Raw genomic sequence first — 24,690 nt, forward strand, 5'->3', positions numbered from 1 at the left:
TAGCCTTAGAGTAGTAGACGTATTCTATATGCCGTAACTTTCTTAATTTTCGGCTGTTGAACCTAAGGCATAATCAACCAGTTCCGTTACACTGTGTTCATCTTCGACTTTGACAATCCCGACGTGCGGGACAAACCATACCGTCTGATTCAATTGTGTTGTCTCCACTTCGGAAAAAAGAGAGTGTGTGATCTCTATCTGATACTCAATCTGGTACGTTTTTTCAAAGTTCCCGGCAGGCATTTCCAGCGGACTTTCGGCAACGACCTCTGCTTTGATACTCATAAGTACTTCAAAGGGGATCTGAAGCAGTGCGAGATTTTGCGGAGCGATGCTCCCATTGACCTTTATATTCAAGGCATCCCACTGAGCGTTGAGGGTTAGTGGAACTTGTAAAAAGATGAATTCAGTATGCGAGATTGGCTCTACTGCGACAGTCAATTCCAAGCCCGCGAGTTCGTTCTGTGCTGCTTTAGGGAGTTCGGTTTGCACGTAGCGATCTATCTTTTCACCGATGGCGAAAAGGACTCGGTTTTGTTCAACGCGAAAAACGTCCGGTTTCAGAAGGTTGAATCCTATAGTCTCAATCGGTGGTGTGGTCTTGAAGGTTCTATAGTCCTTTCCCTCAATATTTGTCTCGCCACTAACTTCAAGCGTCCATTGAAGCCCATCGGTGTTTCGGTAGACCCATCGGTTTCCGACCACATCGGGAAAGTAGTTTGGTTTATCTTCTATCGGGACAGAAGTTTCATCGGAACCGCACCCGAACAAAATAAAAATAGCACACAGCATCAGAGAGATCAGTCGCATTTTATTTTTTCACTGCCTCTGCTACCAGGCGTTCTAACTTTTCCCCTTTCGCTTGATGGGTAATCAGCGTGCCATCTTTATCAATAAGCCACAGTGCCGGAATCGCGCGAATGCCATACTGTCGTGAGACGGGACTATCCCAGCCTTTCCCACTAAACACCTGCCGCCAAGGAATGTCGTTCTTTTTAAGGTAATCCTGTAGCCTATCTTCATCAGTATCAAGGCTAATACCGATAATGTCAAATCCTTCGTCTTTGTAGCTATTGTAAACAGCCTTGACATTCGGCATTTCTGCGATGCACGGAAAGCACCAGACTGCCCAAAAATCGAGGAGGACGACTTTGCCACGGTATTGCTCAAGCGAAATCGGATTGCCATCAAGGTCTGTCGCTGAAAAGTCAGGTACAGTCTCTCCGATTAGTGATAGGAGGGCAGGATTAGCCTTTATGCGATATTCATTTGCCAGTTCGATGTTACCTGATGTTTCATGAATCTCGGCAAGTTTTCTGAAGACACTACGGTTTTCCGAGAACTGCTCTTCAAGTTTCGTAAAAAGCTGCAGCACCTCCTCATCTCGATTCATCAGTTCAAGCATATTACCGAGGACAAAGTGACCTCGAATGTTGTCAGGTTTTAGGGCATCTTTATAACGGTTAATGAGATTCTCGGCATCTTCTTCTCGTTCAACTTTAATGTAGAGGCGAGTAAGTGCCGGATATACATAAACGAAATTTTCATTATCCGGATGCTGTTGGATTCCAGCAATCAAGGTGGCGATGGTTTCTTCAACGCTTTCGTATATCTCTTCGGGTTTGTATTCCCATAAATTGGATGTCCGGTAAACTTTTGACGAAAAACTCAGGTTTAAAACCTCAAAATCATCGTTTGCATGATGGCGACAACGCACGAGAGGCATGGCATCGCCATATACCTTACGTTGTTCAGTTTTCCACTCTCTATACTTGGGGTAAAGCTCGTAACTATAACTCACTGGCATTTCTGGATCTGTGCTCTGCTTAAAAATCGGTTTGCCGCCTTCTTTATCTGCAGGACAAATTAACGCATTTTCATCTGCCAAGTGTTTCGGATGTAAATCTGACAGCCGGACTGGAAAATCGCTATGTTCTTTTTCATAGGTGTCAATCGCCTTGCCGATAGCGAGCAAGTTTTGCGTGCACATTTCAATGTTTTTCGCATGCTGCTTTACATTGAGATCTTCGGTTTCACCTTGCGCTGCCACTTCTAAGTTCGCAGATGTCATTAGCAGCCCCAACACGATTCCTAACGTCAAAATCATTTTCATTTGATTATCCTCTTCTTTTTTCTCGGCGTTAGTCAGACAGTAATATTGAACATTCTCCCTCTATTTAAAGGATAGTATAGCACATCTTGATAACTTGTGGGAGGGGTTTTTAACCCTGACCTCTTTCCATACCGTTTTCGCTGGCGAGATTTCCCAACTCAGTAAAGTCCCTGCCCGTTACTGGAAAAAGGTAAATTTGGCAGATTCGCTCAAGTGTAGTATAATACGGTAAGGGTGCTATAGGATTAAAGGAGAGAGCATGTTAGGTGCAATTATAGGCGATGTCGCCGGTTCCATCTACGAGGGAAATCCGATCAAAGCCAAGGATTTTCCTTTTTTCGGTGATTATTGTTGTTTTACGGATGATTCGGTGTGTACTATCGCAGTCGCAGATATTCTGCTGCACGACCTTCCACCAGCAGAGACGATGCAGCAGTGGTGTCGCCGTTACCCAGGACGCGGCTACGGTGGGAACTTTGGTATGTGGATTTATGACGATCCACCTGAACTCTATGGCAGTTATGGCAATGGTGCAGCGATGCGCGTCTCGCCAGCGGCGTTCCTGAACCGCGATAATCTGGATGCTGCACTCTCCGCTTCCGACAAGGTAACAGAGATTACCCACAACCACCCTGAAGGCATGAAAGGTGCACGAGCGACGACACACGCCATCTGGCTTGCATTTCAAGGCGAGCCTCCTACCGACATCCGCAAGGTTATCGCCTCTGAATACGGCTACGACCTCACCAAGACGGTGGGCGAGATCCGTCTATCCTACTTTTTCGATATAACCTGCCAAGGCACTGTCCCACAGGCGATAACGTGCGCGCTGGAATCCGTGAGTTATGAAGACGCGGTGCGTAACGCCATCTCCCTCGGTGGCGATGCCGATACGCTTGCTGCGATTGCTGGCCCCATCGCTGAAGCGTTGCACGGCATTCCTGATGAGTTCAAAGAGCGGACGGAAAGTATCTACCTCGCCGATGCCCCGGACATCCTTGAAGTGTTGGAAGAGATGTATCAGTTTCGGTAGGCGCGATTTCCCAACCGCATTGGTTCTCCCAGATACTCCTATCGGATCGATCTCCTGATCGCGACTTATCCCTTGACAAATAGATTGAATTCGTTATGCTATATAACACATTTCTAGACTCAAATCAGAGGATTTTTTATGGAAACTGTGACAAAAAAGGCTTGGAATCCAGATACAAATCAAGAATACGAAATAGAACTGCCAGCTCCTCACCTTGTGGAAGCTGTGCTTCTTGAAATTGACTTCCCGCTTAATGGACTTCCTAAAAAGAAAATAGCAGAGATATTAGAAGAACACTTTTCGCTTACTGATGAACAAAGAAAAGCAAAAAATAAGAATCAAGTTCGAGTCTTTCACCTTTATGTTGGTTTTATTAGTCGTGCCCTAATAAATGCAGGAAAATTGGTAGAGTTGACGAGCGGGTGGAGGGATATTAGTCGGAGACAGGCAAGCGAACAAGTTCAAGTACCTAAACAATATCCTGATGATGGATTCACCCCTGAAAAATCTATTGAAGAAAATTACCACAAAATCCGAGAAGGGTTGGCGGTAGAACTACTACAACAGATTAAGAGTAATACTCCTACTTTTTTTGAGGAATTAGTTATTGATCTACTCGTTGCCATGGGCTATGGTGGTTCACGCGAAGATGCTGGAAAAGCTGTAGGACGTGGTGGCGATGGTGGGATTGATGGTATCATTAACGAGGATCGACTTGGACTTGATGTCGTTTATGTTCAAGCGAAACGATGGGAGGGGAATGTCAGTCGTCCTGAGATTCAAAAGTTTGCAGGGGCACTACAAGGTCAACGTGCTCGTAAAGGAATCTTCATTACAACTTCGGATTTTACCAGAGATGCTGAAGGGTATGTGAAAACCATTGATTCTAAGATTATTCTTATTAATGGAAAACAACTTGCAGAGTATATGATTGAACACAACGTTGGCGTTTCCACAACGAAAACTTATGAAATCAAGCGCGTAGATTCTGATTATTTTGCCGAAGGTTCCGAATAAGATAGAACGTCACAAGATACGGGTTGTGTGAACCGCGGAAATCTGAGATTCACACAACCGACCGTTGCATCAAACCACTTCCATCCAAACCCCGGGCACAAACCCCGGATATTCCCCCTCACTGAACGCTGGATAGTAGACACTTTCTCCGTCAAAATCGTGAACCGTCTCTCCGCCGCTTTCATTCGGAATATGTACTCTACACGTATAATCGGTCTGATTGAACAACTGCTGCGGTGTCGGTGTAGATTCCTCAACGCGATATTCTGCTAATGCTGCTTCATCGATGTCAACGCCGAGTCCCGGCGACTCCGAGACCTGAATCGTTCCGTCAACGACATCAAGTCGTGTTTTGAGCAGATCCGATTCCCACAATTCGTGACACGTAATCGCTGGCAATTCGGCTTGCGATAATACCGCACCGAGATGCACCGAGTATGCCGTTGTAATACCCGTGCCAACCATCTGAAGCCAGTAGGGTTGCTCAAACGATGCACAGAGCGCGTTCGTCCGCCGTAACGAGTTCACGCCACCGCCGACAACAAACCCACCACAACAGCGCGCATGCAGACAGGATTCGTTGAAATGCTCGACGATCCGTTTCTCAACAGCCTCTTGCAGTCTCGCTGCACCCTCCACGTCCGTTCCGAGGTAGTATGGACTCTCATAGATGGCGACATTCGGGTGTTCGTCTAATTGCTGCAACACGGGGATAGCGTTATCCGCGGTCCGCAGGAATCCGTTGAAATCGATGTCGAGCCGATAGTCCGCTGGGACGGCATCGCCGACAGCGTCTACCTGTGCGAAGATGTCGCGCCAGGGACGCGCTTTGAGTTTCGCGGATGTGTAACCTCGTTTCACCGATTCTTGGACTTCCGCAACCCAATCCTCTGGCGGCATATCGATATCCCACCACGAGATAGGACATCTTTCCCGAACCTTAGGTCCGATGAGTTGATAGACGGGGACATCAACGGATTTGCCAATCGCGTCGAAAAGGGACATCTGGATGCCGAATCCGACGCTGTCATCGTTCATACAGGCAAATGCGTTCTGTCCGATCACCTGTTCGATGTTTGCCGATTCGTTTGATAAATTTTCGCCGTATCCGATAACGCCGTTGCTGAGTTCGACGCGGTAGACGTGAACCCGTTCGCCGTGTGTCAGCGCGCGGTGCATGTGTCGGCTAACCCGTTCATGATAAAATGGTACGTTCAACGGAATCGCTTCGAGATGTTTGATGCTAAGCATGAGTTCCCTCCCAAATTGATAAACAATCGCTCACGAGGTTTTCACTTTTTGCTGGTACGGTTTCCGAATTGTATCACATTTCCGAAATTGAAAGTGAAAATATTATGAAGATGTAGTGATTTCGTCTCTACCTACTGACAACTGAAAACTGACAACCAGTAACTGCTTCATCGCGGTTGACATGCCCTCCGTTTTGTTGGTATAATATCTTTAACACGTACGATATTGAAATACTGATACTTTCGCAAGCGAGGGACACATTATGACAGAACTTCAACCCTTTAATGTTTCAAATGGACTCTTAGATCAACCCGAAAAACTCCGAGAACAGGCGCGGCAAGACGGTTATCTTTTCTTTCGCGGCTTGATTGATACCGATTCTATCTACGAGGTGCGCAAGGACTTCTTGGAAATCTGTCATCGACACGGATGGGCGGAAGGTGGAGAAACACTGATGGACGGTATCCGCATCGGCGGTCCGTTCATGGAAGGCGATGACGGCTATTGGCCCGTGTTAGACGAATTCCAATGCTTACAATCCTTCCACGCCTTCGCACATCATCCGGCGATTTTGAACGTGTGTGACACACTCTTCGGCGAGAAGACGCTCGTGCATCCGCGGAATATTGGAAGAATTATGTTCCCAGAGAACACAAAATACACAACGCCTGCGCACCAAGATTTTATCCACATCCGAGGGACAGAGGAAACCTATACCGGATGGATACCACTCGGTGATTGTCCAATGCGTTTAGGCGGGTTGTCCGTATTGTCTGGATCGCACCAAAACGGCATATATCCGGTCAAACCGGCGTTCGGTGCTGGAGGCGTTGGTGTTGATACAGAGCCTTTGGAAGCGGATGGATTCCACTGGGCTGGTGGCGATTACGGTATCGGTGATGCGCTTTTCTTTCACAGCCACGCTGTTCACAAGGCACTGCCGAATCAGACCCCGAATCAGATTCGTCTCTCCGTGGATTATCGCTATCAGGGATGCTCCAAACCGGTCACCGAAGGGTCGTTATTGCCACATTTCAATCGGATGGCGTGGGATGAAATCTATAAGGAGTGGATCTCCGCGGAATATCAGTACTATTGGAATGCGTTTGATTTAAACAGGGTTTAACAACCATGAAAACGTATTAGGGGTTTTACTCTGTAGCAAATCGAAACGTGTTGTGCGCGGAGGATCGTGGAGTTTCAATGCGAAAAGCGTGCGTGTCGCGAATCGTCTCGCGGAGAGACCGTCGTTGTTGAGTAGCGATGTCGGGTTTCGTTGCGTGCGCGATGTAAATCCAAAGTAATAATCACACACCGTGTGCCGTCACAATAGACACAATAAAAAGAGAAACCAATTGATTAAATTACAACAACAAAAATCTAATACCGTATATCTCATCCGTTTTGTAGTGATACTCATCGGATGGGGGTGTATTGCTGTTTTACCCACTGCTGCTGAGAACTACACTGGAGACTTTTTGACGAACGGTGTTGGTGGTCGCGCACTCGGATTGGGGGGTGCTTATGTTGGCATTGCCGACGATGCCACCGCTGCCTATTGGAATCCTGCTGGTATTGCCGGTGTTCCTGACAAGTATCAGTTTTGTTTGATGCACGCCGCACGGCGTTCAGGATTGGGATCGTTCAACTATGTCGGAGGGACGACACAGGTGTTGCCGAACCTCAACCTTGGTGTATCGTGGCTTCGAGCAGGAGTAGACGACATCCCTATCTATCCACTTGTGCCAGCCTTCGATCCGAATATTAGTAGTGAGCAACGCCGAAACCTCGTAAAGAATCGACCGAGGGAATCCGACTTTATTCCAGCGGGCTACCTCAACGACAGTGAAAACGCCTATATCCTGACACTCGCGAAGCGTTGGGTTGTCAGCCAGTCTTGGTGGGACAATTTCGGTAGGGATTCAGTGCCGCCTGAATTTATGGTCGGCGTAAATACCAAATTGATTACACAGAGCGTAGGTGGAAGCGATCTTGAGGCATACAATTATGGGAGTTGGGGTTACGGTTTTGATGTTGGAATGCTCGTTCGCTTGCCTGATTTCAACGCACTTTTCGGTTTAGAAGATTTTGGCAGTCTTACATTTGGCATGAACCTTCAAGACATCTCAAAAACGACCTTGACGTGGAACACGCTCTCCGCACCCAAAGAATCTATCCCGGCGAATTGGAACATGGGCGTGGCGTATACGAACAATCGCGTTTTCAATCGAGAACTCATCTTGTCCTACCAGTGGCAGCAGCGCTATGGCGGGCAGATGCATCTCGGCATAGAGTATCATATTAGCAAACCGTTGGCACTTCGTGTCGGTTATCGCGATAATCGTATCACAAGCGGGATCGGCATTCAACTCCGAAAATTTCGGCTCGATTACGCCCTACTCTTTGGTGATCTGATTAGCACGCATTTTTTGAGTCTTTTGTGGCATTTTTAACTATAGGACTTACGCAACCCTTTTCTGCGTGGTTTTGCGGCGTACCTCACCCATCGGAAACCTGATTTTGACGTGAAGAAAATCCGAGAAAAACCCAATCATCGGGGCGCAGGTTTGGACAAATCCGGTTGGTCACGTAGTAGCAACAGGAGGGGCGCGAGCACCAACGGCAGCATCACCAAACCGTCTAACACAATCGGCAAACCGAATTGATCTCCCAAATTACCCACAATTTTATTCAATAATCCGCCGACACCCCATGCAGCACCCATCATCAAGCCGGATGCAATGTTTTCATGTCCGCGTAGGATCATCTGTGCTAAGATAATATTAATCGTTATGGAACTGGTGAGGACCACATTGCCGCAAAAGAGGAGTGCGAGGAAACTAAATCCGTCAGTGTGTAACGACGCATAGAGCAGCGGGGGGGCACCGAGCAGCGAGACCAATAAAAGGACATAGGTGTTTATACGACTCATAAGCCATCCACTTGACATGATACCCATAGAACCCGCGAAAATGAAAAGCGCGATAACAAGAGAGCGCACTTGATCCGAGTAATCTTGATCGTCTAAGTGGACGGATAAAAAAGTTTCTAAACCCGTTAGCGTAACAGTTCGGAGTGCCGCAATAATGAAAAGGACGATGAGTGGCAGCATACGGGGGGAAGCAACAGTCCAAAGAGGTTCTCGCGGTCTCGGTTCCTCGTTTGGTGCTCCACGGGTGGTAGCAGTTAAATCAAGCTGCTTCTCAAATCTCAATACTTTTGGCACCAGCAATGCTACGAGTATACCCGGTATCATTTCCCATGCGAGGAATTCCAACCCGAATCGATACGGGATGAACATCAGTGCCAACGGACCGAGTGCACGTCCAATGTTACCGCCTGTGAGAAAAATGGAGGTCCCCAACCCTCGATCCTCCGATGCAAGGGCACCAGCATAAGTTGTCGCCTGTGGATGGAATGCGGCAATCCCAATACCACCAATAGCTAACAGCAAATATACGATATTAGCAGATGGAGCAAGCCACAAGAGGCTTAAACCGATTGCGCTAAACGCAACACCGATCGTCAGAAAGTGCACTGTCTGCACCCGATCTGACAGCCATCCAAAGACGATCTGACCGAATGAGCTAAAGACACTATAAATTGCGACGAAGTTCCCCGCTAAACTGTTTCGCGCACCAGCTGCGGCTAACTTTGTTAGTAAGAGAGGTTGCAGATGCGATAGAAGTGTCGCGTAGGAATCAAGAACAGTATGTGATAACGTCAGAAAATAGAACTGTTTTCGAGAGGATGTTTTTGATGAATCTTGATCGTTTTTCATGAGGCGAAATAGGAACCGCATTTCTATAAAAATCGGACAATCATTATGATAAGAATACATTATAGAATGTATTGATCTAAAAAGCAAATTTTTTTTACTGTAGGCACAGCAACATTCAGTTCTCTTTTTAATAGTAGGTCTTCAAACTTGCCCTACTGACGACTGAATTTTTACTTGACAATAAAACTTCCAATATCTATCATATTACGAGCATTCGGGCGTAAAGCCCAATGCTTTAGCTTTGGGATATAGGTTTCCCGCTAAGGGAAACCTGTGCGAAAAATAAACTTGACATTAACTGAAAAAAGTCGTATAATGATCCTATCGCGTTGGGGACACAACCAAGCATGCTGCAAGGCGTGTCTGTCCCTAACCTATCTTGGTTGAAGGTTAAAGCGCGATACGCGATATATCATGAAAACGTATAAATATCCACTTTATGATCAGTCTAATTGTATCCGTATCGGCAATCTGCTTGACGATATGTGGCAAGTGCATGTGTATTTCCACGAGTGGCAACGTCAAAGGTATAAAGACGGGCTTCCTTATGTAAACTATGAAGGCATGTGTGATCACCTAAAACTGTTGAAAGAGACGACCCACCCGCATTGGAACGCCTTGCCGAGCCAAGTTATGCAACAGGAACTCAAGCGTATTCATAAAGCGTATGACCGTTTCTTTAAGAAACTTGGCGGTAGACCCCATATTAAGCCGAGACGTAAGTTTAAGTCTCTTACGTATCCGAGTTCTGCTGGCTGGTCTTTGTATAATAATCGTATCACATTGAGTTTTCGCAAGTGGAATCCAAAGACCTATAAATGGCAGTTTGATAAAGTCGCATATACTTTTCACAAGCACCGCCAGTGGCATGGAAGGATTAGCCAAGTTACGATAAAGCATGATAGTTGCGGGGACTATTGGCTTTGTATCACAACAACGTATACAGATTTTAGACCTCTGCCGACAACAGGTAAAAGCGTTGGGGCAGACTTCGGTATGAAAGACGCTTATTTGACACTTAGCACGGGTGAAAAGATCCAACACCCCCAACCTTTGAAACACTCCTTGAACGAACTTCGGTCTCTCAACAAAGCATTGAGTCGTAAAGTCAAAGGTTCTAACAGCTGGTGGAAGTGTGTTAGACAAATAGCACGCCTTTATCGGAAAATCAGCAATCAACGTAAAGACTTTCACTGGCAACTCGCCAGCAAACTTTGCAAGAAGTTTGATACGATTGCCATTGAAACGCTGAACCTTGACGGCATGAAACGCTTGTGGGGGCGTAAGGTTTCCGACCTTGCCTTCTATCAGTTTGTTGGGATATTGAAGTATAAGTGTCAAAAGCATAAGCGTCAACTTATTCAAATGAGTCAATGGACTGCTACGACGAAACCGTGTAGCGATTGTGGTTTTCATAATGAAAACCTAACATTGAACGATAGGCAGTGGAGGTGTCCCGAATGTGGTTCACACCATGATAGAGACATCAACGCTGCTGTAAATATATTGCGGGCAGGGATAGCCGTCACTTGACGATATGCCTTGTGTTCATTCAATCAATTTGAGAACACGAGGGAAACGCCCGTTGGTGGAGACGAAATAAGACGGTGGACTCTATGGGAAAACCGCACTGTCTACGAAACCGAAGTCCACGCCTTCAGGCGTTGGGTGCTATCACCAAGATCGGCTTACCAACGGTACTGGCAGTTGTCATAGCTTACTTCCTTTTAAAAGAGATCGACATTCAAGAGATACCGCGAACTCTAAGCCGATTGTCCATAAAGGCACTCTTAATCGGCTTCGCGTGTTATTGTTTATTAGTCTTAGCGAAAGCCCTCCGGTTTCGAGCACTGCTCAACCTTGGTAGCAGTGTCCATCAGATCTTTCCAATCTTGGCGTTGCATACCTTTTGGGGCAATATCCTCCCGATGCGGACAGGGGATGTCTCTTATGTCTATCTGATGCAACGACGACAGAAGGTCGATGCAACGCAGGGCATAGCGTCGCTTCTGGTCGCAAGTCTGATTGATCTTGTCCTGTTAATAGGTTTGGTGGTTGCCACGGCATGGCTACTGCGTGCCGAGCTTCGCGACACATTCTCTGGGACAGTCCTTTATATTACACCACTTCTGATGGCGGGTGCTTTGATTGTAGGGATGGTTTTCGTCTACATTGTACCAAACCTCTGTGTAAGGCTCGCTGAAAAATGCGCAGTGCCACTCTTGCGTCTTCAGAAACAATCTCTGACGTGGGCAGTCAACAAGGGACTGACGGTGATTCAAGAGCTAACGGGGTTCCGGTCGAATCGGCGGTTTTTAGAGGTATGGGGATATTCTGTAATCTGTCTTGCAATCCGTTTCGGATTCCAATGCTACCTCGTCACCGAGATGGGTGTTGATATTCCAATGGTTGAGGTCCTGTTCGCACTCGCTTTTACCAACGTCTTTAACCTGTTGCCTGTCCAAACGATTGGGAACTTCGGAACAACGGAATTTCCGTTTGTCTGGTTGCTAAATCATTTCGGCACGTCGGTGGAGACTGCGACTGTTACAGGATTTAGTTTACATATTCTGATCCTACTTTACTGTTTACCGTTAGGTGTGTATGGATTCTTCAGAAAACAGAAGGAGCAATAAGATGAGAATTATCGATCCACACGTTCATGTTTGGAAAAACGATCCGCAATTCCCGTGGGCACCGGAAACGACAAGTCCGCCTGCGGAAGATGCTACAGCGGAAATGCTATTGGAATTGATGGCGGCGAATGGTGTCGAAAAAACGGTTCTCGTTCAAGTCATCCATTACCGATGGGATAATCGTTACGCAGCGGATGCAATGAAAAGGTATCCCGATAAATTCATGGGCGTTTGTCGGATTAACCCCGAGGATCCAGAGGCACCAGACCATCTTAGTCGCTGGGTCGAGGAGGATGGTTTCCACGGTGTTCGGCTCAGTCCGTCCGTTGGTGAAGCGGGGGATTGGTTTACTGGCCCCTTGATGCCACCTATCTTTCGTCGTGCAGAAACACTCGGTGTGCCGATGCTTCTGCTCACAGGAGCCGAGCGATTGGTGGATCTCGTGCCACTTTTAGAGCACCATCCAGAACTTGACGTTGTGATAGATCACATGGCGAGCTGCTCGCCTGACGCACCTGAAAAACTTGAATTATTGCTCAATCTCGCGCAATTCCCTCGTGTCTATGTCAAGATAAGCCATACCTGGTCGATATCGAAAGGGGGGTACCCGTGGGCAGATACGTTTGAACAGGTGAAAAAAGTATATCATGCTTTTGGTGGTTCGCGGATTATGTGGGGGACCGATTGGCCCGTCTGCCTCAGCCGAGCAAGTTATGCAGAGACCTTGTCGGTTGTTCGTGATGAGATGGACTTCTTTACGTCGGAAGATCGAGAATGGGTGTTAGGCAAAACGGCACTCCGCCTCTGGCAATTCCAAGAGTGATTCTTAAATTCCGTGTTCTCTGTAGGTTCGGTAGATGTGGTTTCCTAACCGCACTGGATCGTGAAAAAAACGCGAAATCCGATAATCTCTTAAAACCGGAACGGCTCTGGAATTTAATATTTGACAAATTCTTTACGCTTATGTTATTATGCAAAGAATAGGTTGAAGGTCGTCGTGTATCCCGTTCCCAACCCTCTGCAGAAAAACAGCACCGTGGCAAGGCACCAAACGATAAAAAACGCTATGCTCTTTTACCGACAAGATTTCTATCCTTGTCCGTTCACAAGGAGGAAAGACGATGCCGTTCTGTCCACAATGCAATGCTGAATATAAGATAGAAGTCTCGATATGCATGGATTGTCAGGTAGACCTCGTGGCTCAATTGCCCCAAACCGAGTTTATGGAATATGGGGACTGGTCCACTGTCGAGTCTGTGCCGAATGAATTGGCGGGCAACATCCTTCAAAGCGTCTTACAGGAGGATGGTATTCCTGTGTATTTACGCTGCCATGATGTGCCCAATTATGGCGCGGTGAAAGGCAACGCGAATCAGTCCGAGTGGGGTGATGTCCTTGTCCCGGCTAATCTACTTCCGCAGGCGCGGGAATCTCTCAAAGCCTATTTTGATTCGCTAAAGGATGAATAACACACGCGAGCAGATCGTCATGAAAGCCAAGCAGCTCTATCTCATTAAGGAAGCGAAATCTCACGTCCGCATGGCTGGAAAAATCCATGTGAGAGCGCACCGTAGACGCAACGGTAGTTACGTCAAAGAGCATTGGCGGCGGAAACCGAGTAAAAATGTTGGCACGCCCAGACAATTTGAGCAAATCCGCTTCTTTGAAGACGATATGCAACTCCCGCTCTTTGAAGACGACAGTACCTGACATTGACAACACATCGAAAGGGTTATGTGAGGAGATACTGATGCGCTGGTGTTTGTGGTGTCATCGAGCCATGTCTTCTCCAAAAATGCTATGATCTACTTTTTGCGAAGTTTGCAAGGCTCTCGTTTTACACTGTGGTGCTTGCAAGCTCCGATTATTTTGCTATTTTTCATCGCAACGACAACGCTCTTCGCTGATGTTTACCGTATCAAAAAAGGGGACACGCTCCTGATTGCGGTGATCGGACAGCCGGAATTTACACATTCCGTACAGGTCCGTGAAGATGGCAGGATTAGTTACTTTGGCGGCGATTTTGACGTTGCTGGACAGACAGTCGCGGCGGTCAATCTGCAGATTCGCGAGTTTCTCATGGCGGGAGGGCTCGTCAGTAAGCCCGTCGTTCTGGTGTCGCCGGTGTTGCAAGAGAAAGGCGTTTTCGTTGGTGGTGCGGTGAAGACTCCGGGACGTTATCCTATTTCACCGGAGACGGACATCGGTTTATACCGTGCCATCGCGCTCGCGGGCGGTATGGCAGAGAACGCCGATCGCCAAGAGGTACAATTAATTCGGACCGATACAGCGCAGAAAGCTGAGAGCTATGATCTCTCAATAAACCGTCCTTACAGCGACATCCGTGTCAACATCAACGATTTGGTGTTCGTCATGCCGCTAAGTGTCGTTGAGGTGCAAGGACAGGTGCAGACCCCCGGAAAACTTTTTATTCGTGGGCAGCTCGGTATTGCGCAGGCACTCGCGCGCGCGGGCGGTGCTACGCAGGAAGCCGACCTCGCCGCCGTGGTAAAAGTTGAAGGAAACGGTAAACTCTCCGAATTCAATCTCTCCGAACAGTTCTGGAAATCGTCTCTAAACGGCAATCCTTCTGCCTTTCTATCGGATGGAGATGTGTTGTTTGTTCCTAATGTGTTCAAGGTTGAACTTATTTATGTGACCGGTTACGTTCACACCCCCGGTGCGCAACGCGTTCGCGGACCCTTGAGACTCTCGCAAGCGGTTGCCCTCAGTGGCGGGTTTGAGGCATCGGCGAATCGTGAGGAGGTGCTCATCCACCGCCGTGACGGCACAACCGTTGAGGTGCTTTTTACGCGCGGTCCTACAGATGGCACAACACAACAGATTTTACTCTATCCGGGTGACATCTTGGAGGTGAAAAAGAAGTTTCAGGTAAATTGGGGTCTTGTCAGTACGTTCGCCTACATCGTCATCAGCGGCGTGGGCATTATAATCCAACTAACGAAGTAAATTATAAGAAAGGAAAAATAGGAATATGAGCGAGAATTCTTCGCCGGAGTTTGCTCCGGGTCAAATTGTTTTTTTGAAATCAAATCCCTCTACCCGTGGGGCCGTTGTTGAGGTATTAACTGGGAGTAGTGAAAACCAGATCACCATTTTTGCTGATGGTAGGATCCAGAGTTTTGATGCCTCTCAGTTGCAGGTTAGCACATCTTCAGATATTCTCAGCCGCATTATTGACGCGTCCCCTGAGACAATTGAGCAAATTGAGACGTTGCTACAATCGCCCGCCGAATCTACGCCGACCATCTCACCGGCACCTCAAGAGGAACCGAGCGTTGCGTCAGCAGAACCGAGCGAGAAGCAGCAGAAAGAATCTCAACCATCGAAGAAAGAGGGCAGTAATTGGGACTCTGATAAACTCCTAAGCCAATATTTCGCACAACCCGTCCGCTTTATCACGTATACAGGTATAAAGGATCTATCCGAAATTAGAGCGGAACCTTATACCCTATGGGGGACTGATACCAACGGTAAAAAGATTAAGATGGCGAAACTTCAGGCCTTGTTTGCATTTCCGAAAGAGAAGATGCCGGACCTGAAACCATACGTGAAAGTAAGGCAACCGTTGAAAGCGCAAAACCTTCAGCCGATTGAGACCCCAGAGGATCGGTTCCATATTGATGACGATCTTCTTAAGCAGGCGCGAGAAAACAAATCTAATGTCAACATTGTCACGCGGGCAGGATACGTCTTGAATGGCTGGCTCCAACATTTTGACGAATATGTTCTGTATATGCGGGTCGGGGAGAAGGTTGTGGTTGTGTATCGACACGGCTTGTTTGAATTCACAATTACGGAGCAAGAAAGTTAACCTTCTGGAATTATAGTAAAACCCGAAAACATGTTTACAGTTCGTCAGTGAACGGGAGCCTCACCGCCGCTGGCGAGGGAGTTTTGCTTGGGTGTTTCCCTTAGTATCCTCGCCATTACATTGGTGTATAGGTAATTACGGGTTTTACTATAATCAAACTCACGTCAATTAGGAACGCTCCATAATCCTATAATCCTGTAAATCCTGATTCAGACAACAAGCAAAAAACACCGATGCCACACCTCAACATCAAACCCTCCCACAAACCTATCAAGACGTACTACGCCGAACTCCAAGAATACGACACCATCGGTGTAGCACACGAAGGCGCAGTCCGAGCCGCATTCCAAAGTCTACTTCAACACTACTGCCGACAAGCCTCCTTAACTCTCGTTTGTGAAAGAACGCACTACACCACAGAGAATAGACGGATCCGACCCGATGGCGAAGTCGTCGATACCTTCGGGCTGCCTTACGGTTATTGGGAAGCAAAGGATACGCAGGACGACCTCTACACCGAAGCAGCCAAGAAGTTTGACGCGGGCTACCCATCAAAAAACATCGTCGTCCAATCCCCGACCCACGCACTCCTCTATCAGCACGGGCAGCTGCAGCTGGACTTGGACATCAGCGAGCCGAGAAACCTCGTCCACGTTCTCCAGACCTTCTTCGCGTATCAGGAAGAGAATATATCGGCATGGCATACGGCGGTCGCTGAATTCAGAGAAATAGTGCCAGAACTCGGTGAGAAATTGACGGTGCTCATCGAAACAGAACGCCAAAACAATTCCCAATTTCAGGTCGCATTTACCAATTTCCATCAGCAATGCCAGGCTTTAATCAACCCGAATCTCTCCATCGCTGCGGTGGAAGAGATGCTCGTCCAACACCTGCTAACAGAACGCATCTTCCGCACCGTCTTTAACAATCCTGACTTCACACGTCGTAATATCATCGCACGCGAAATTGAGAACGTCATTGACGCGCTCACCTCACAGACGTTTGACCGCAACCAGTTCCTCCAGAGTTTAGATCCGTTCTACGTTGCGATTGAGCAAACCGCTGCCACTATCACCAACTTCTCACAAAAACAGGGATTCCTCAACACTGTCTATGAGCAGTTTTTTCAGGGTTTCTCTGTCAAAGTTGCAGATACACACGGCATCGTCTACACACCGCAGCCGATCGTCGATTTCATGGTGAAAAGCGTTGAGCATATCTTACAAACCGAGCTCAATCGCTCGCTTTCAGATAGTGGTGTGAATATCATTGATCCGTTTGTTGGCACCGGTAACTTCATCGTCCGGATTATGCAGGAACTTGATCCCATCTCCTTAGAGCGGAAATACACTGCTGACCCGCCGGAACTCCTGTGTAACGAGGTGATGCTCCTGCCCTACTACATCGCCAGTCTCAACATAGAGCACGAGTTCTACACCGCAACGAATCGGTATGTTCCTTATGAAGGTTTATGTTTGGTAGATACCTTTGAGGTTGCCGAAGCGCGGCAGATGCCACTGTTCACCCTTGACAACACAGCACGCGTTGAAAAGCAGAAGGAGACACCGATGTTTGTGGTTATCGGCAATCCACCCTACAATGTGGGACAGGTCAACGAGAACGATAACAACAAAAACCGAAAGTATGAGACGATGGACAAGTTGATTGCTGAGACTTATGCGAAAGACTCCAAAGCGACACTCAGAAGTCAGCTTTACGATCCGTATGTCAAGGCAATTCGGTGGGCATTGGACCGAATTGGTGAGGAAGGCGTTGTTGCTTTCGTAACAAACAACAGTTTTCTTGAAGGATTGGCGTTTGACGGGATGCGGAAACACCTCGCAGAAGATTGTGACGCGATCTATATTTTGGACTTGGGTGGAAACGCGAGGAAGGGATTGAAGGTCTCGGATGCCAATGTATTCGGAATTCGGGTGGGTGTGAGCGTCAACCTGTTTATGAAAAGGAAAGGGGATTCATCAGAAGCACCCCGATACTTTTACCATCGCACTGATGACCTATGGAACAGAGAACAGAAATTCGTTTTTCTGAATGAACGTCAGCACATAGGCAATATTGAGTGGCAACCGATTCAACCAGATGTGCGGCATACCTGGCTCACTGAAGGTTTTCATGCTGAATTTGACACTTTTCTTCCAATGGGGAGTAAGGAGACAAAGGCTGTAAAAGGTGAGGCAGTAGATGTGATTTTCAAAACTTACAGCAACGGTGTGAAAACCAATCGTGACGCATGGGTTTACAATTTTAACCAAAACACACTTGTTGAAAATACAAGTAAAATGATTGAAACTTACAATACTGAAGTCACTCGGTGGGGACAGCGGATGGATCGAAATGCTAATCTTAATGATTATGTAATTTCTGATGAGACAAAAATCAAGTGGAGTTTAACTCTAAAACAGAAGTTGCAGAGTAGTCAAACAGCAGCATTTACAGATGCGAAAATCCGGCAATCTCTCTATCGTCCGTTTATGAGATTAAACCTCTACTTTGATCGAATGATGAATGATAGGGTGCTTGTGTTTCCTTCTATCTTTCCCACACCAGAGACAGAAATAGAAAATCGGGTGATAATTGTTAGTGATCACGGCTTTCGCGCGGACTTTAGTACATTGGTAACGAACATAATTCCCGATGTTCATACCCTTTCAGCACAGGATAGTTTCCAGTGCTTTCCCTTCTATACCTACGACGAGGACGGCACAAACCGCCGCGAGAACATCACTGATTGGGCGTTGGCGGAGTTCCGAGCGCATTACGAGGACGACCCCATCACCAAGTGGGACATCTTCCACTACAACTATGGACTCTTGCATCATCCTGAGTATCGCGAGAAATATGAGGCGAATCTCAAGCGCGATCTTCCGCATATTCCGTTTGTGAAGGACTTCTGGGCGTTTGCGGAGGCAGGCGCACAGTTAGCGGACCTTCACGTTAACTATGAATCCCAACCCGAATACGATAAGCTGAAGTTTATCCAAAACTCGGATGTGCCGCTTAATTGGCGTGTTGAGAAGATGAAGCTTTCAAAAGACAAAGCCTCGCTTGTCTACAACGATTTCCTAACGATCAGTGGCATTCCTGAAAAGGCGTTTGATTACCGGCTCGGCACACGTTCCGCGTTAGAATGGATAATTAATCAATATTGTGTTAAAATAGATAAACGGAGCGGCATTGTGAACGATCCAAACCGGGCAGATGACCCGCAGTACATTGTCAAACTCATTGGGAAGGTGATTACCGTCAGTTTGGAGACGGTGGATATTGTTGAGGGATTGCCGGACTTGGATTTAGGATAGAGAGACATGGAGTCAAGGAGAAAGTCATGGGAATCATAGAGTGGCTAAACGCAAATAGTGGCGCAATAATCGTGATTGTCGCTATCGTGCTTGTTAGTGTCATTAGTTATTACGCCTATCTGACGTGGCGGCTGCTAAAAGCGAGTAACACACCTGAAATTGCGATCTCCCTGCGTCCGCATGAAGCACATATTCATTGTGTTATGCTCTGCATAGAGAATATAGGAACGGGAGCGGCTCGTAATATCCAATTCCAAACAGACCTTTCTTTTAAACCTGATGGGGAAAGATCCTTTGAGGATGTTGGTTTCCTCAAGAATGGAATTGACTACCTTGGCCCGGGGGAAAAGATTGAGCACTTTTTGGTGAGTGTGATAGGCAAATTAGATAAGCTCAAAGAAACGCCCCTTGAAATCGGTGTTACTTATACGGATTCGGTGAAAACAGCACATCAATGTGCCTTTCATCTTGATTTTGGTGAGGACGAAGGTTACGCCCGCGTTGGCAAACCGCCGCTTTTTGAGATAGCCGAGGCTACTCAGAAGTTACAGGAGGATGTCAACAACATTGCTACCGGATCTCGAAAACCCGTAATTCTCACTGAACCCCTATTTGAGCATAGGATACGGAACCATACTGACTTTTTGGAGAGGCGGATAAGTCAGTACCCGCGTAATATTCAAAGCAAAATTTTACAGAAAGTAGACTTCCTTATTCAAGATCAAGATCGGGAAATGCGTGAAAAATCACAGAATGGTGAGACAGAAACGGACGCGAATTCGTCATAAAAAGGGGGTGAAACAGATGGCAGTTACAATTTATATCTATGCTAATAATGGGACACCTATAGAAATTCCTGATGAGACGGAGGATCCGTTAGCGAATAATAATTCGCGGTTATCTACTGAAGAGTTTAAAGCGGTACTCGAGCGATTAGCAGTCAAATTTGAGGAATTCGCGGGTCCCAATGTCCCTCCCTTATCGGATTACGCGGTGAGCCGCGAAGGGCTGTACGAAGATCATTTATAGTTATGATTTATCAATCTTCCCGCCAAGACCCCATGCTTTAGCTTGCGGGATGTAGGCGGGCATTGGGTTTGTCATTGAAAAAACATTTTGACAATCGCCTAAAAATGTAGTATAATTAAAAGTATCAAGTTGGCAGACATGACAAGCACAGTCGCTTGACTGTGTGTCTGCCTACCCACTTGTCAGGGGTTAAAGACTTGATGCTTGATGTACCATGAAAACGTATAAGTATAAGTTTGGCGATCAATCGAATTGTATCCGTATCGGCAATCTGCTTGACGATATGTGGCAGGTGCATGACTATTTCCATAGGTGGCAGGATCAAAGGTATAGAGCTGGATTGCCGTATGCGGACCATCCTGCGATGTCTGCACACTTGACGGATTTGAAACGCACCACCCACCCGCATTGGAACGCTTTGCCGAGTCAAGCGATTCAAGAGGAACTCAAACGGATTGACAAGGCGTATGTGCGTTTTTTCAAAAAACTTGGTGGGAAACCGAAAAGGAAACGCCGACACAAGTTCAAGTCTATCACATACCCTGGAAGTGCGGGTTGGTCTCTGAAAAATAATCGTATCACGCTGACGTTCCGTAAATGGAATCCTCAGACGCGTAAGTGGCAGTATGATAAAGTGGCGTATACGTTTCATAAGCACCGCCAGTGGCATGGGACTCTCAGTCGTATTACAATCAAACGTGATAGTTGCGGAGACTATTGGCTTCATATCATAACAACCTACACAGATTTTAGACCACTGCCGGCAACAGGTCAGAGCGTTGGGGCAGACTTTGGTATGAAAGACGCATATTTGACACTTAGCACGGGTGAGAAGATACAACACCCACAACCTTTGAAGCAGTCTTTGAACGAACTCCGGTCTCTCAACAAAAGCCTTTCTCGAAAGGTTAAAGGTTCTAACGGGTGGTGGCGTGCTGTTCGACAACTCGCACGTCTCTACAGAAAAGTATCTAATCAGCGTAAAGATTTTCATTGGCAACTCGCCACTAAACTCTGTAAAAAGTTTGATACGATTGTCCTTGAAACTTTGAACCTTGATGGCATGAAACGGCTGTGGGGTCGTAAAGTTTCTGACCTCGCCTTCTACGAGTTTGTTGAGATATTGAAGTATAAAAGTCAAAAACATAAGCGTCAACTCATTCAAATCAGTCAATGGACTGCTACAACGAAACCGTGTAGCGATTGTGGCTATCACAACAAAAATCTTTCTCTTTCAGATAGGCAGTGGACATGTCCCGAATGTGGTTCACACCATGACCGAGACATCAACGCTGCGATAAACATTTTGCGGGCAGGGATAGCCGTTACCTAACGATATGCCTTGTCTGTGACAAGGGAAACGCCCGCGGGTGGAGCGAAAATAAGACGGTGGACTCTTTGAGAAAACCGCAGTCGCTACGAAACCGAAGCCCCTACCTTTAGGTAGTGGGTGCTATCACCTTGCAGATACCAATGTTTTGTTGCGTATCGTACAACGCACCGACGTACGTCATTCCATTGCTCAGGCTGCTGTGCACAAATTAGAGACAAAGGGCCATCAACTACAGACCACTTCGCAAAATTTCGCAGAATTCTGGAACGCTTCAACTCGACCTACTGAGCGAAATGGTTTTGGGCTCACGCCTGATGAGACAGACACGCTCTTAGGAGAATTAGAACAGTCTTTTCCTTTGCTGCCGGATTCACCAAATGTCTACCCAGTATGGAGACGACTCGTCGTGCAATATAATGTGTCGGGGCGTCAGGTTCACGATGCACGGTTGGTTGCGTCGATGATTGCGTATGATGTAACACATATCCTAACTTTCAACGTAACCGATTTTGAACGCTATGCCTCTGAAAGAATTGTGGCTATTGATCCAGCGGCGGTTTAGTAATGACTTGAAGAATGTCTTAGAGTTTCTCTTTTTTTGAAGAAAAACAACACTATTTACACCGAAATATTAGGTGAAACACTTTATGAATCAATTCTTTGCATACGCCCTTATTTTTTTGCTGATTTTTTTATGTCTGTCTGCTGCAGCGGATAGCACGGACATCCACGAAAACGCCGGCACCCGCGCTATGACTTTCCTCAAAATCGGGGTAGGTGCGAAGGCGATGGGGATGGGAGAATCTCACGTCGCTGCGACCGATGACCTTTACGCCTCGTATTGGAATCCCGCCGGACTTGCCAAGCTCCAACACCCACAACTTGCACTTATGCATAACGAATGGTTTGCTGGAATCAATCACGAGTTCGTCGGATTTGCACACCCGTTTGGGAGTGCTGGGACCCTCGGTGCGAGCGCGAGTTTCTTGTCCTTCGGTGAGTTGCAGGGACGCGATCGAGAGGGGAACGAAACGACTATTTTCCGTCCTTACGATCTGGCGTTGGTTCTGTCGTATGCCCGTGGTTTCGGTGATTCACTCGCTTTCGGTGCGAACGCGAAATTCTTGCGAGAGCAGATCGCTGACGAAAGCGGCACCGGTATTGCCTTCGATCTCGGTGGGATATACACCTTTTCAGAGATGCCTTTTCTTGCATTGGGGTTCAACGCGCAGCACGTGGGACCGCGAGTGAAGTTTATAGAGGAGGCTTTCGGTCTACCCTTTACCTTTAGACTCGGCGCGGCTTACAGAACCTCGACCCAGCCATTCATCCTAACGGTGGACATCATCCGACCCTCTGACAACGACATCGCAATCGCGGCAGGTGCAGGCTACACGATTGGCAATATTTTGGAACTCCGCACCGGTTATAAATACAAAATCGGTGGCAACGATTTAGGCGCGATTTCCGGCCTCACAGGCGGTTTTGGGTTGACACTCCTTCGCTTCCAAATCGATTACGCGCTCGTGCCTTTCGGCGTTTTGGGGTTAACACACCGATTCTCATTGATCGCTAATTTTTAGTAAGAGGCAAGGAGACTGCCTGCTAAAGGGCTTAGGAACAAGCGTTAATAAATGCGGTAAATAGTTTTGCCGAATGTTCTTGAAGCTCCAAAGAACCTTGCTTTTTGAACATCCGTTCCGGATGGTATTGCACACCGAGCATGAACTTTTTTGATGTGTCCTCTATTGCTTCAATAATCCCATCTTTTGATTGTGCTGTTACAGTAAACCCCTCGCCAATTACTTTTAAGGACTGATGATGTCTTGAATTGACTTCAGTGGTGGTTTCACTTGTAATTTGGTTGAGTCGGCTGTCCGATTGAATCTGAATATCGTGCCAAGAATCGTCGGTATTTTCTATTATCTTATGCGTCAAATGGTCTGTAAACTGTGAAGGGATGTCTTGGTACAGGCTGCTTCCAATTGCGACGTTCATAATCTGGATGCCGCGGCAGATTCCGAAAACGGGGAGATTTTCTTCTATTGCCTGCTTGCACAGTGGTAGTTCCAACTCGTCGCGGTCGAAATCAATGTCTGTCGTCTCGTGTTCTTCTTCACCGTAATGGATTGGGTCAATATCACGCCCTCCGGTGAGTAAAAGTCCTTTTAGACCTTTAAATACCTCTGGTGGTGCCCCTGGATACAGCGGACGGGCTATGCCGCCGTGTTTTTCAATGGCGCGGATGTAGTTGTTAGTCGGGTCGTTTTCATCGTAGCCAAATGTAATTCCAATAATAGGTTTCATATAGAAATCCTCCTTTTGATTTTGTTTTCCTGGATAAAAGCGATTTCCCGAATGTAGGTTGGGTTGAGCGGTATCTGACAAACCACGTCCGTTTGCCGCAGTAATCTTTACATATTTAAAATACCTACACACTCCAAAAACCGAGCGAAACCCAACGTCTTTCTAAACTCGGGATCCCTGTTAAATTATACTCTATTTTGCAGCCAAATGACAAACCAACCTGAATCGCATTTGCATTATACGTAGATGCGTGGTATAATTTGCACATAGCATTTATGTTACACGAATTTAACGAGAAAGAATTATCCATTACAGAAGACGAAGCACCGATACTCACGTGCTATCATGGTGGCGATGTGGCACATCCGCCATATCTGCATCCGCTCTATGCTCCCAATGGACAAGTGGTAACAGATGACACGAGCATAGGGCATCAGCATCCACCGGGAATTTGTTTCACTCGCGGAACCGTCAGCGGTGCGCAGCTGGAGCACGATGAGATTACGCGCGACACAAAGGCTGATTCAGCGAGGTTTTCTGTTGTCACGACGTGGAAGAATTCCGGGGAACCGTTGCTGATGGAAACCTGTGCAGTGAGGGTGCACCCACGTCAGACCGAAGTACAGGTCTTGGATATAGACATCTCGCTGCAGGCACTACGTGATTCTCTTGAATTTACCGACAACACAGGACTTGGCTACCTCGCTGTTGAGATGGAGTACCGTAAAGCAGCGGATGCCGAGGGACGGATCGGTGAGTCGGAAGTGAGTGGCAAAACATCGGCGTGGGGAACTCTCTGCGGTCTCACTGCTGCTGAGCAGGAAGCGGTCGGAGTCGCAATTCTCCCGCATCCCACAAACGGTGAAACAACGTTTTTTGCCGAGGATGCCTCGTTCGGATTTCTTTTCGCACAGACAACGCCTTTCACCGTGAATGCCGATGAGACGCACACACTGAAATACCGGGTGCTGGCATATATAGGTGATCTCTTTACTTTTGACGTGTGGGGATACCATCAAGATTACATAGGATAAG

23 protein-coding genes are annotated in these 24,690 nt (G+C 47.1%); 18 read left to right on the forward strand and 5 right to left on the reverse strand.

From position 1 onward, the window contains the following. Positions 1-42: 42 nt before the first annotated feature. Both OXH39_06560 and OXH39_06565 read right to left on the reverse strand, forming a co-directional pair. A complete protein-coding gene (locus OXH39_06560; protein MCY3550103.1) occupies positions 43-810 on the reverse strand; it encodes a hypothetical protein in 768 nt (255 codons plus the stop codon). A 1-nt stretch (position 811) separates the two neighbouring features. Then, positions 812-2,113, reverse strand: a complete 1,302-nt coding sequence (locus tag OXH39_06565) for a redoxin domain-containing protein (protein ID MCY3550104.1) — start codon at positions 2,111-2,113, stop codon at positions 812-814. A gap of 259 nt (positions 2,114-2,372) precedes the next feature. Here OXH39_06565 and OXH39_06570 point away from each other — a divergent pair, with 259 nt between their 5' ends. Beyond that, positions 2,373-3,146, forward strand: coding sequence for an ADP-ribosylglycohydrolase family protein (locus OXH39_06570; GenBank protein ID MCY3550105.1), 774 nt, complete (start codon positions 2,373-2,375; stop codon positions 3,144-3,146). 138 nt (positions 3,147-3,284) lie between these two features. After that, on the forward strand, positions 3,285-4,163 hold the full coding sequence (locus OXH39_06575) for a restriction endonuclease (GenBank protein ID MCY3550106.1): 879 nt from the start codon (positions 3,285-3,287) through the stop codon (positions 4,161-4,163). Between the two features lie 69 nt (positions 4,164-4,232). On the opposite strand, the gene OXH39_06580 is transcribed toward OXH39_06575, so the two are convergent. After that, positions 4,233-5,414, reverse strand: coding sequence for a mandelate racemase/muconate lactonizing enzyme family protein (locus tag OXH39_06580; protein MCY3550107.1), 1,182 nt, complete (start codon positions 5,412-5,414; stop codon positions 4,233-4,235). 262 nt (positions 5,415-5,676) lie between these two features. Here OXH39_06580 and OXH39_06585 point away from each other — a divergent pair, with 262 nt between their 5' ends. Beyond that, a complete protein-coding gene (locus tag OXH39_06585) occupies positions 5,677-6,540 on the forward strand; it encodes a phytanoyl-CoA dioxygenase family protein (protein ID MCY3550108.1) in 864 nt (287 codons plus the stop codon). A 229-nt stretch (positions 6,541-6,769) separates the two neighbouring features. Beyond that, positions 6,770-7,867 (forward strand): hypothetical protein, encoded by a 1,098-nt coding sequence (locus OXH39_06590; protein ID MCY3550109.1) that lies wholly within the window; start codon positions 6,770-6,772, stop codon positions 7,865-7,867. 98 nt (positions 7,868-7,965) lie between these two features. On the opposite strand, the gene OXH39_06595 is transcribed toward OXH39_06590, so the two are convergent. Further along, positions 7,966-9,195, reverse strand: coding sequence for an MFS transporter (locus tag OXH39_06595; protein MCY3550110.1), 1,230 nt, complete (start codon positions 9,193-9,195; stop codon positions 7,966-7,968). 414 nt (positions 9,196-9,609) lie between these two features. Between OXH39_06595 and OXH39_06600 the strand changes: the two genes are divergently transcribed. From OXH39_06600 to OXH39_06660, 13 genes are all read left to right on the forward strand, one after another. Further along, positions 9,610-10,728: a transposase gene (locus OXH39_06600; GenBank protein ID MCY3550111.1), complete on the forward strand. Its 1,119-nt coding sequence runs from the start codon at positions 9,610-9,612 to the stop codon at positions 10,726-10,728. An 83-nt stretch (positions 10,729-10,811) separates the two neighbouring features. Next, complete coding sequence (locus OXH39_06605; protein ID MCY3550112.1) at positions 10,812-11,831, forward strand: lysylphosphatidylglycerol synthase transmembrane domain-containing protein; 1,020 nt, start codon at positions 10,812-10,814, stop codon at positions 11,829-11,831. Position 11,832: 1 nt separating this feature from the next. Next, positions 11,833-12,654: an amidohydrolase family protein gene (locus OXH39_06610; GenBank protein MCY3550113.1), complete on the forward strand. Its 822-nt coding sequence runs from the start codon at positions 11,833-11,835 to the stop codon at positions 12,652-12,654. Positions 12,655-12,952: 298 nt separating this feature from the next. Then, a complete protein-coding gene (locus OXH39_06615) occupies positions 12,953-13,300 on the forward strand; it encodes a hypothetical protein (GenBank protein ID MCY3550114.1) in 348 nt (115 codons plus the stop codon). After that, positions 13,293-13,541 (forward strand): hypothetical protein, encoded by a 249-nt coding sequence (locus tag OXH39_06620; GenBank protein ID MCY3550115.1) that lies wholly within the window; start codon positions 13,293-13,295, stop codon positions 13,539-13,541. The genes OXH39_06615 and OXH39_06620 overlap by 8 nt, the downstream gene beginning before the upstream one ends. Positions 13,542-13,631: 90 nt before the next feature. Next, positions 13,632-14,801, forward strand: a complete 1,170-nt coding sequence (locus tag OXH39_06625; protein MCY3550116.1) for an SLBB domain-containing protein — start codon at positions 13,632-13,634, stop codon at positions 14,799-14,801. Between the two features lie 25 nt (positions 14,802-14,826). Then, on the forward strand, positions 14,827-15,666 hold the full coding sequence (locus OXH39_06630) for an RNA chaperone Hfq (GenBank protein ID MCY3550117.1): 840 nt from the start codon (positions 14,827-14,829) through the stop codon (positions 15,664-15,666). Between the two features lie 233 nt (positions 15,667-15,899). Further along, entirely contained in the window at positions 15,900-18,986 is a 3,087-nt protein-coding gene (locus OXH39_06635) for an N-6 DNA methylase (GenBank protein MCY3550118.1), read from the forward strand. 26 nt (positions 18,987-19,012) lie between these two features. After that, the gene (locus tag OXH39_06640) at positions 19,013-19,774 is read left to right on the forward strand and encodes a hypothetical protein (GenBank protein ID MCY3550119.1); all 762 of its coding nucleotides are present in this window, start codon (positions 19,013-19,015) and stop codon (positions 19,772-19,774) included. 16 nt (positions 19,775-19,790) lie between these two features. Continuing rightward, the gene (locus OXH39_06645; protein MCY3550120.1) at positions 19,791-20,015 is read left to right on the forward strand and encodes a hypothetical protein; all 225 of its coding nucleotides are present in this window, start codon (positions 19,791-19,793) and stop codon (positions 20,013-20,015) included. 214 nt (positions 20,016-20,229) lie between these two features. Beyond that, entirely contained in the window at positions 20,230-21,348 is a 1,119-nt protein-coding gene (locus OXH39_06650) for an RNA-guided endonuclease TnpB family protein (protein MCY3550121.1), read from the forward strand. Positions 21,349-21,493: 145 nt separating this feature from the next. Next, positions 21,494-21,910 (forward strand): PIN domain nuclease, encoded by a 417-nt coding sequence (locus OXH39_06655; GenBank protein MCY3550122.1) that lies wholly within the window; start codon positions 21,494-21,496, stop codon positions 21,908-21,910. An 85-nt stretch (positions 21,911-21,995) separates the two neighbouring features. Continuing rightward, positions 21,996-22,931 carry a PorV/PorQ family protein gene (locus tag OXH39_06660; protein ID MCY3550123.1) on the forward strand — a complete coding sequence of 312 codons (936 nt, stop codon included), beginning with the start codon at positions 21,996-21,998 and terminating at the stop codon, positions 22,929-22,931. A gap of 31 nt (positions 22,932-22,962) precedes the next feature. Here OXH39_06660 and OXH39_06665 read toward each other — a convergent pair whose 3' ends face one another. After that, the gene (locus tag OXH39_06665; protein ID MCY3550124.1) at positions 22,963-23,655 is read right to left on the reverse strand and encodes a gamma-glutamyl-gamma-aminobutyrate hydrolase family protein; all 693 of its coding nucleotides are present in this window, start codon (positions 23,653-23,655) and stop codon (positions 22,963-22,965) included. Between the two features lie 275 nt (positions 23,656-23,930). Between OXH39_06665 and OXH39_06670 the strand changes: the two genes are divergently transcribed. Beyond that, a complete protein-coding gene (locus OXH39_06670; protein ID MCY3550125.1) occupies positions 23,931-24,689 on the forward strand; it encodes a PmoA family protein in 759 nt (252 codons plus the stop codon). The last annotated feature ends 1 nt before the right edge of the window (position 24,690 follow it).

The organism is Candidatus Poribacteria bacterium (genome assembly GCA_026702755.1).
Taxonomy (GTDB): Bacteria; Poribacteria; WGA-4E; order WGA-4E; family WGA-3G; genus WGA-3G.

Coding starts and splice junctions, on each gene's coding strand:
- OXH39_06600 (MCY3550111.1), top strand. CDS start 9,610: ATGAAAACGTATAAATATCCACTTTATGATCAGTCTAATTGTATCCGT.
- OXH39_06565 (MCY3550104.1), bottom strand. CDS start 2,113: ATGAAAATGATTTTGACGTTAGGAATCGTGTTGGGGCTGCTAATGACA.
- OXH39_06635 (MCY3550118.1), top strand. CDS start 15,900: ATGCCACACCTCAACATCAAACCCTCCCACAAACCTATCAAGACGTAC.
- OXH39_06645 (MCY3550120.1), top strand. CDS start 19,791: ATGGCAGTTACAATTTATATCTATGCTAATAATGGGACACCTATAGAA.
- OXH39_06640 (MCY3550119.1), top strand. CDS start 19,013: ATGGGAATCATAGAGTGGCTAAACGCAAATAGTGGCGCAATAATCGTG.
- OXH39_06595 (MCY3550110.1), bottom strand. CDS start 9,195: ATGAAAAACGATCAAGATTCATCAAAAACATCCTCTCGAAAACAGTTC.
- OXH39_06620 (MCY3550115.1), top strand. CDS start 13,293: ATGAATAACACACGCGAGCAGATCGTCATGAAAGCCAAGCAGCTCTAT.
- OXH39_06610 (MCY3550113.1), top strand. CDS start 11,833: ATGAGAATTATCGATCCACACGTTCATGTTTGGAAAAACGATCCGCAA.
- OXH39_06630 (MCY3550117.1), top strand. CDS start 14,827: ATGAGCGAGAATTCTTCGCCGGAGTTTGCTCCGGGTCAAATTGTTTTT.
- OXH39_06605 (MCY3550112.1), top strand. CDS start 10,812: ATGGGAAAACCGCACTGTCTACGAAACCGAAGTCCACGCCTTCAGGCG.
- OXH39_06570 (MCY3550105.1), top strand. CDS start 2,373: ATGTTAGGTGCAATTATAGGCGATGTCGCCGGTTCCATCTACGAGGGA.
- OXH39_06580 (MCY3550107.1), bottom strand. CDS start 5,414: ATGCTTAGCATCAAACATCTCGAAGCGATTCCGTTGAACGTACCATTT.
- OXH39_06575 (MCY3550106.1), top strand. CDS start 3,285: ATGGAAACTGTGACAAAAAAGGCTTGGAATCCAGATACAAATCAAGAA.
- OXH39_06650 (MCY3550121.1), top strand. CDS start 20,230: ATGAAAACGTATAAGTATAAGTTTGGCGATCAATCGAATTGTATCCGT.
- OXH39_06665 (MCY3550124.1), bottom strand. CDS start 23,655: ATGAAACCTATTATTGGAATTACATTTGGCTACGATGAAAACGACCCG.
- OXH39_06660 (MCY3550123.1), top strand. CDS start 21,996: ATGAATCAATTCTTTGCATACGCCCTTATTTTTTTGCTGATTTTTTTA.
- OXH39_06615 (MCY3550114.1), top strand. CDS start 12,953: ATGCCGTTCTGTCCACAATGCAATGCTGAATATAAGATAGAAGTCTCG.
- OXH39_06585 (MCY3550108.1), top strand. CDS start 5,677: ATGACAGAACTTCAACCCTTTAATGTTTCAAATGGACTCTTAGATCAA.
- OXH39_06670 (MCY3550125.1), top strand. CDS start 23,931: ATGTTACACGAATTTAACGAGAAAGAATTATCCATTACAGAAGACGAA.
- OXH39_06560 (MCY3550103.1), bottom strand. CDS start 810: ATGCGACTGATCTCTCTGATGCTGTGTGCTATTTTTATTTTGTTCGGG.
- OXH39_06625 (MCY3550116.1), top strand. CDS start 13,632: ATGATCTACTTTTTGCGAAGTTTGCAAGGCTCTCGTTTTACACTGTGG.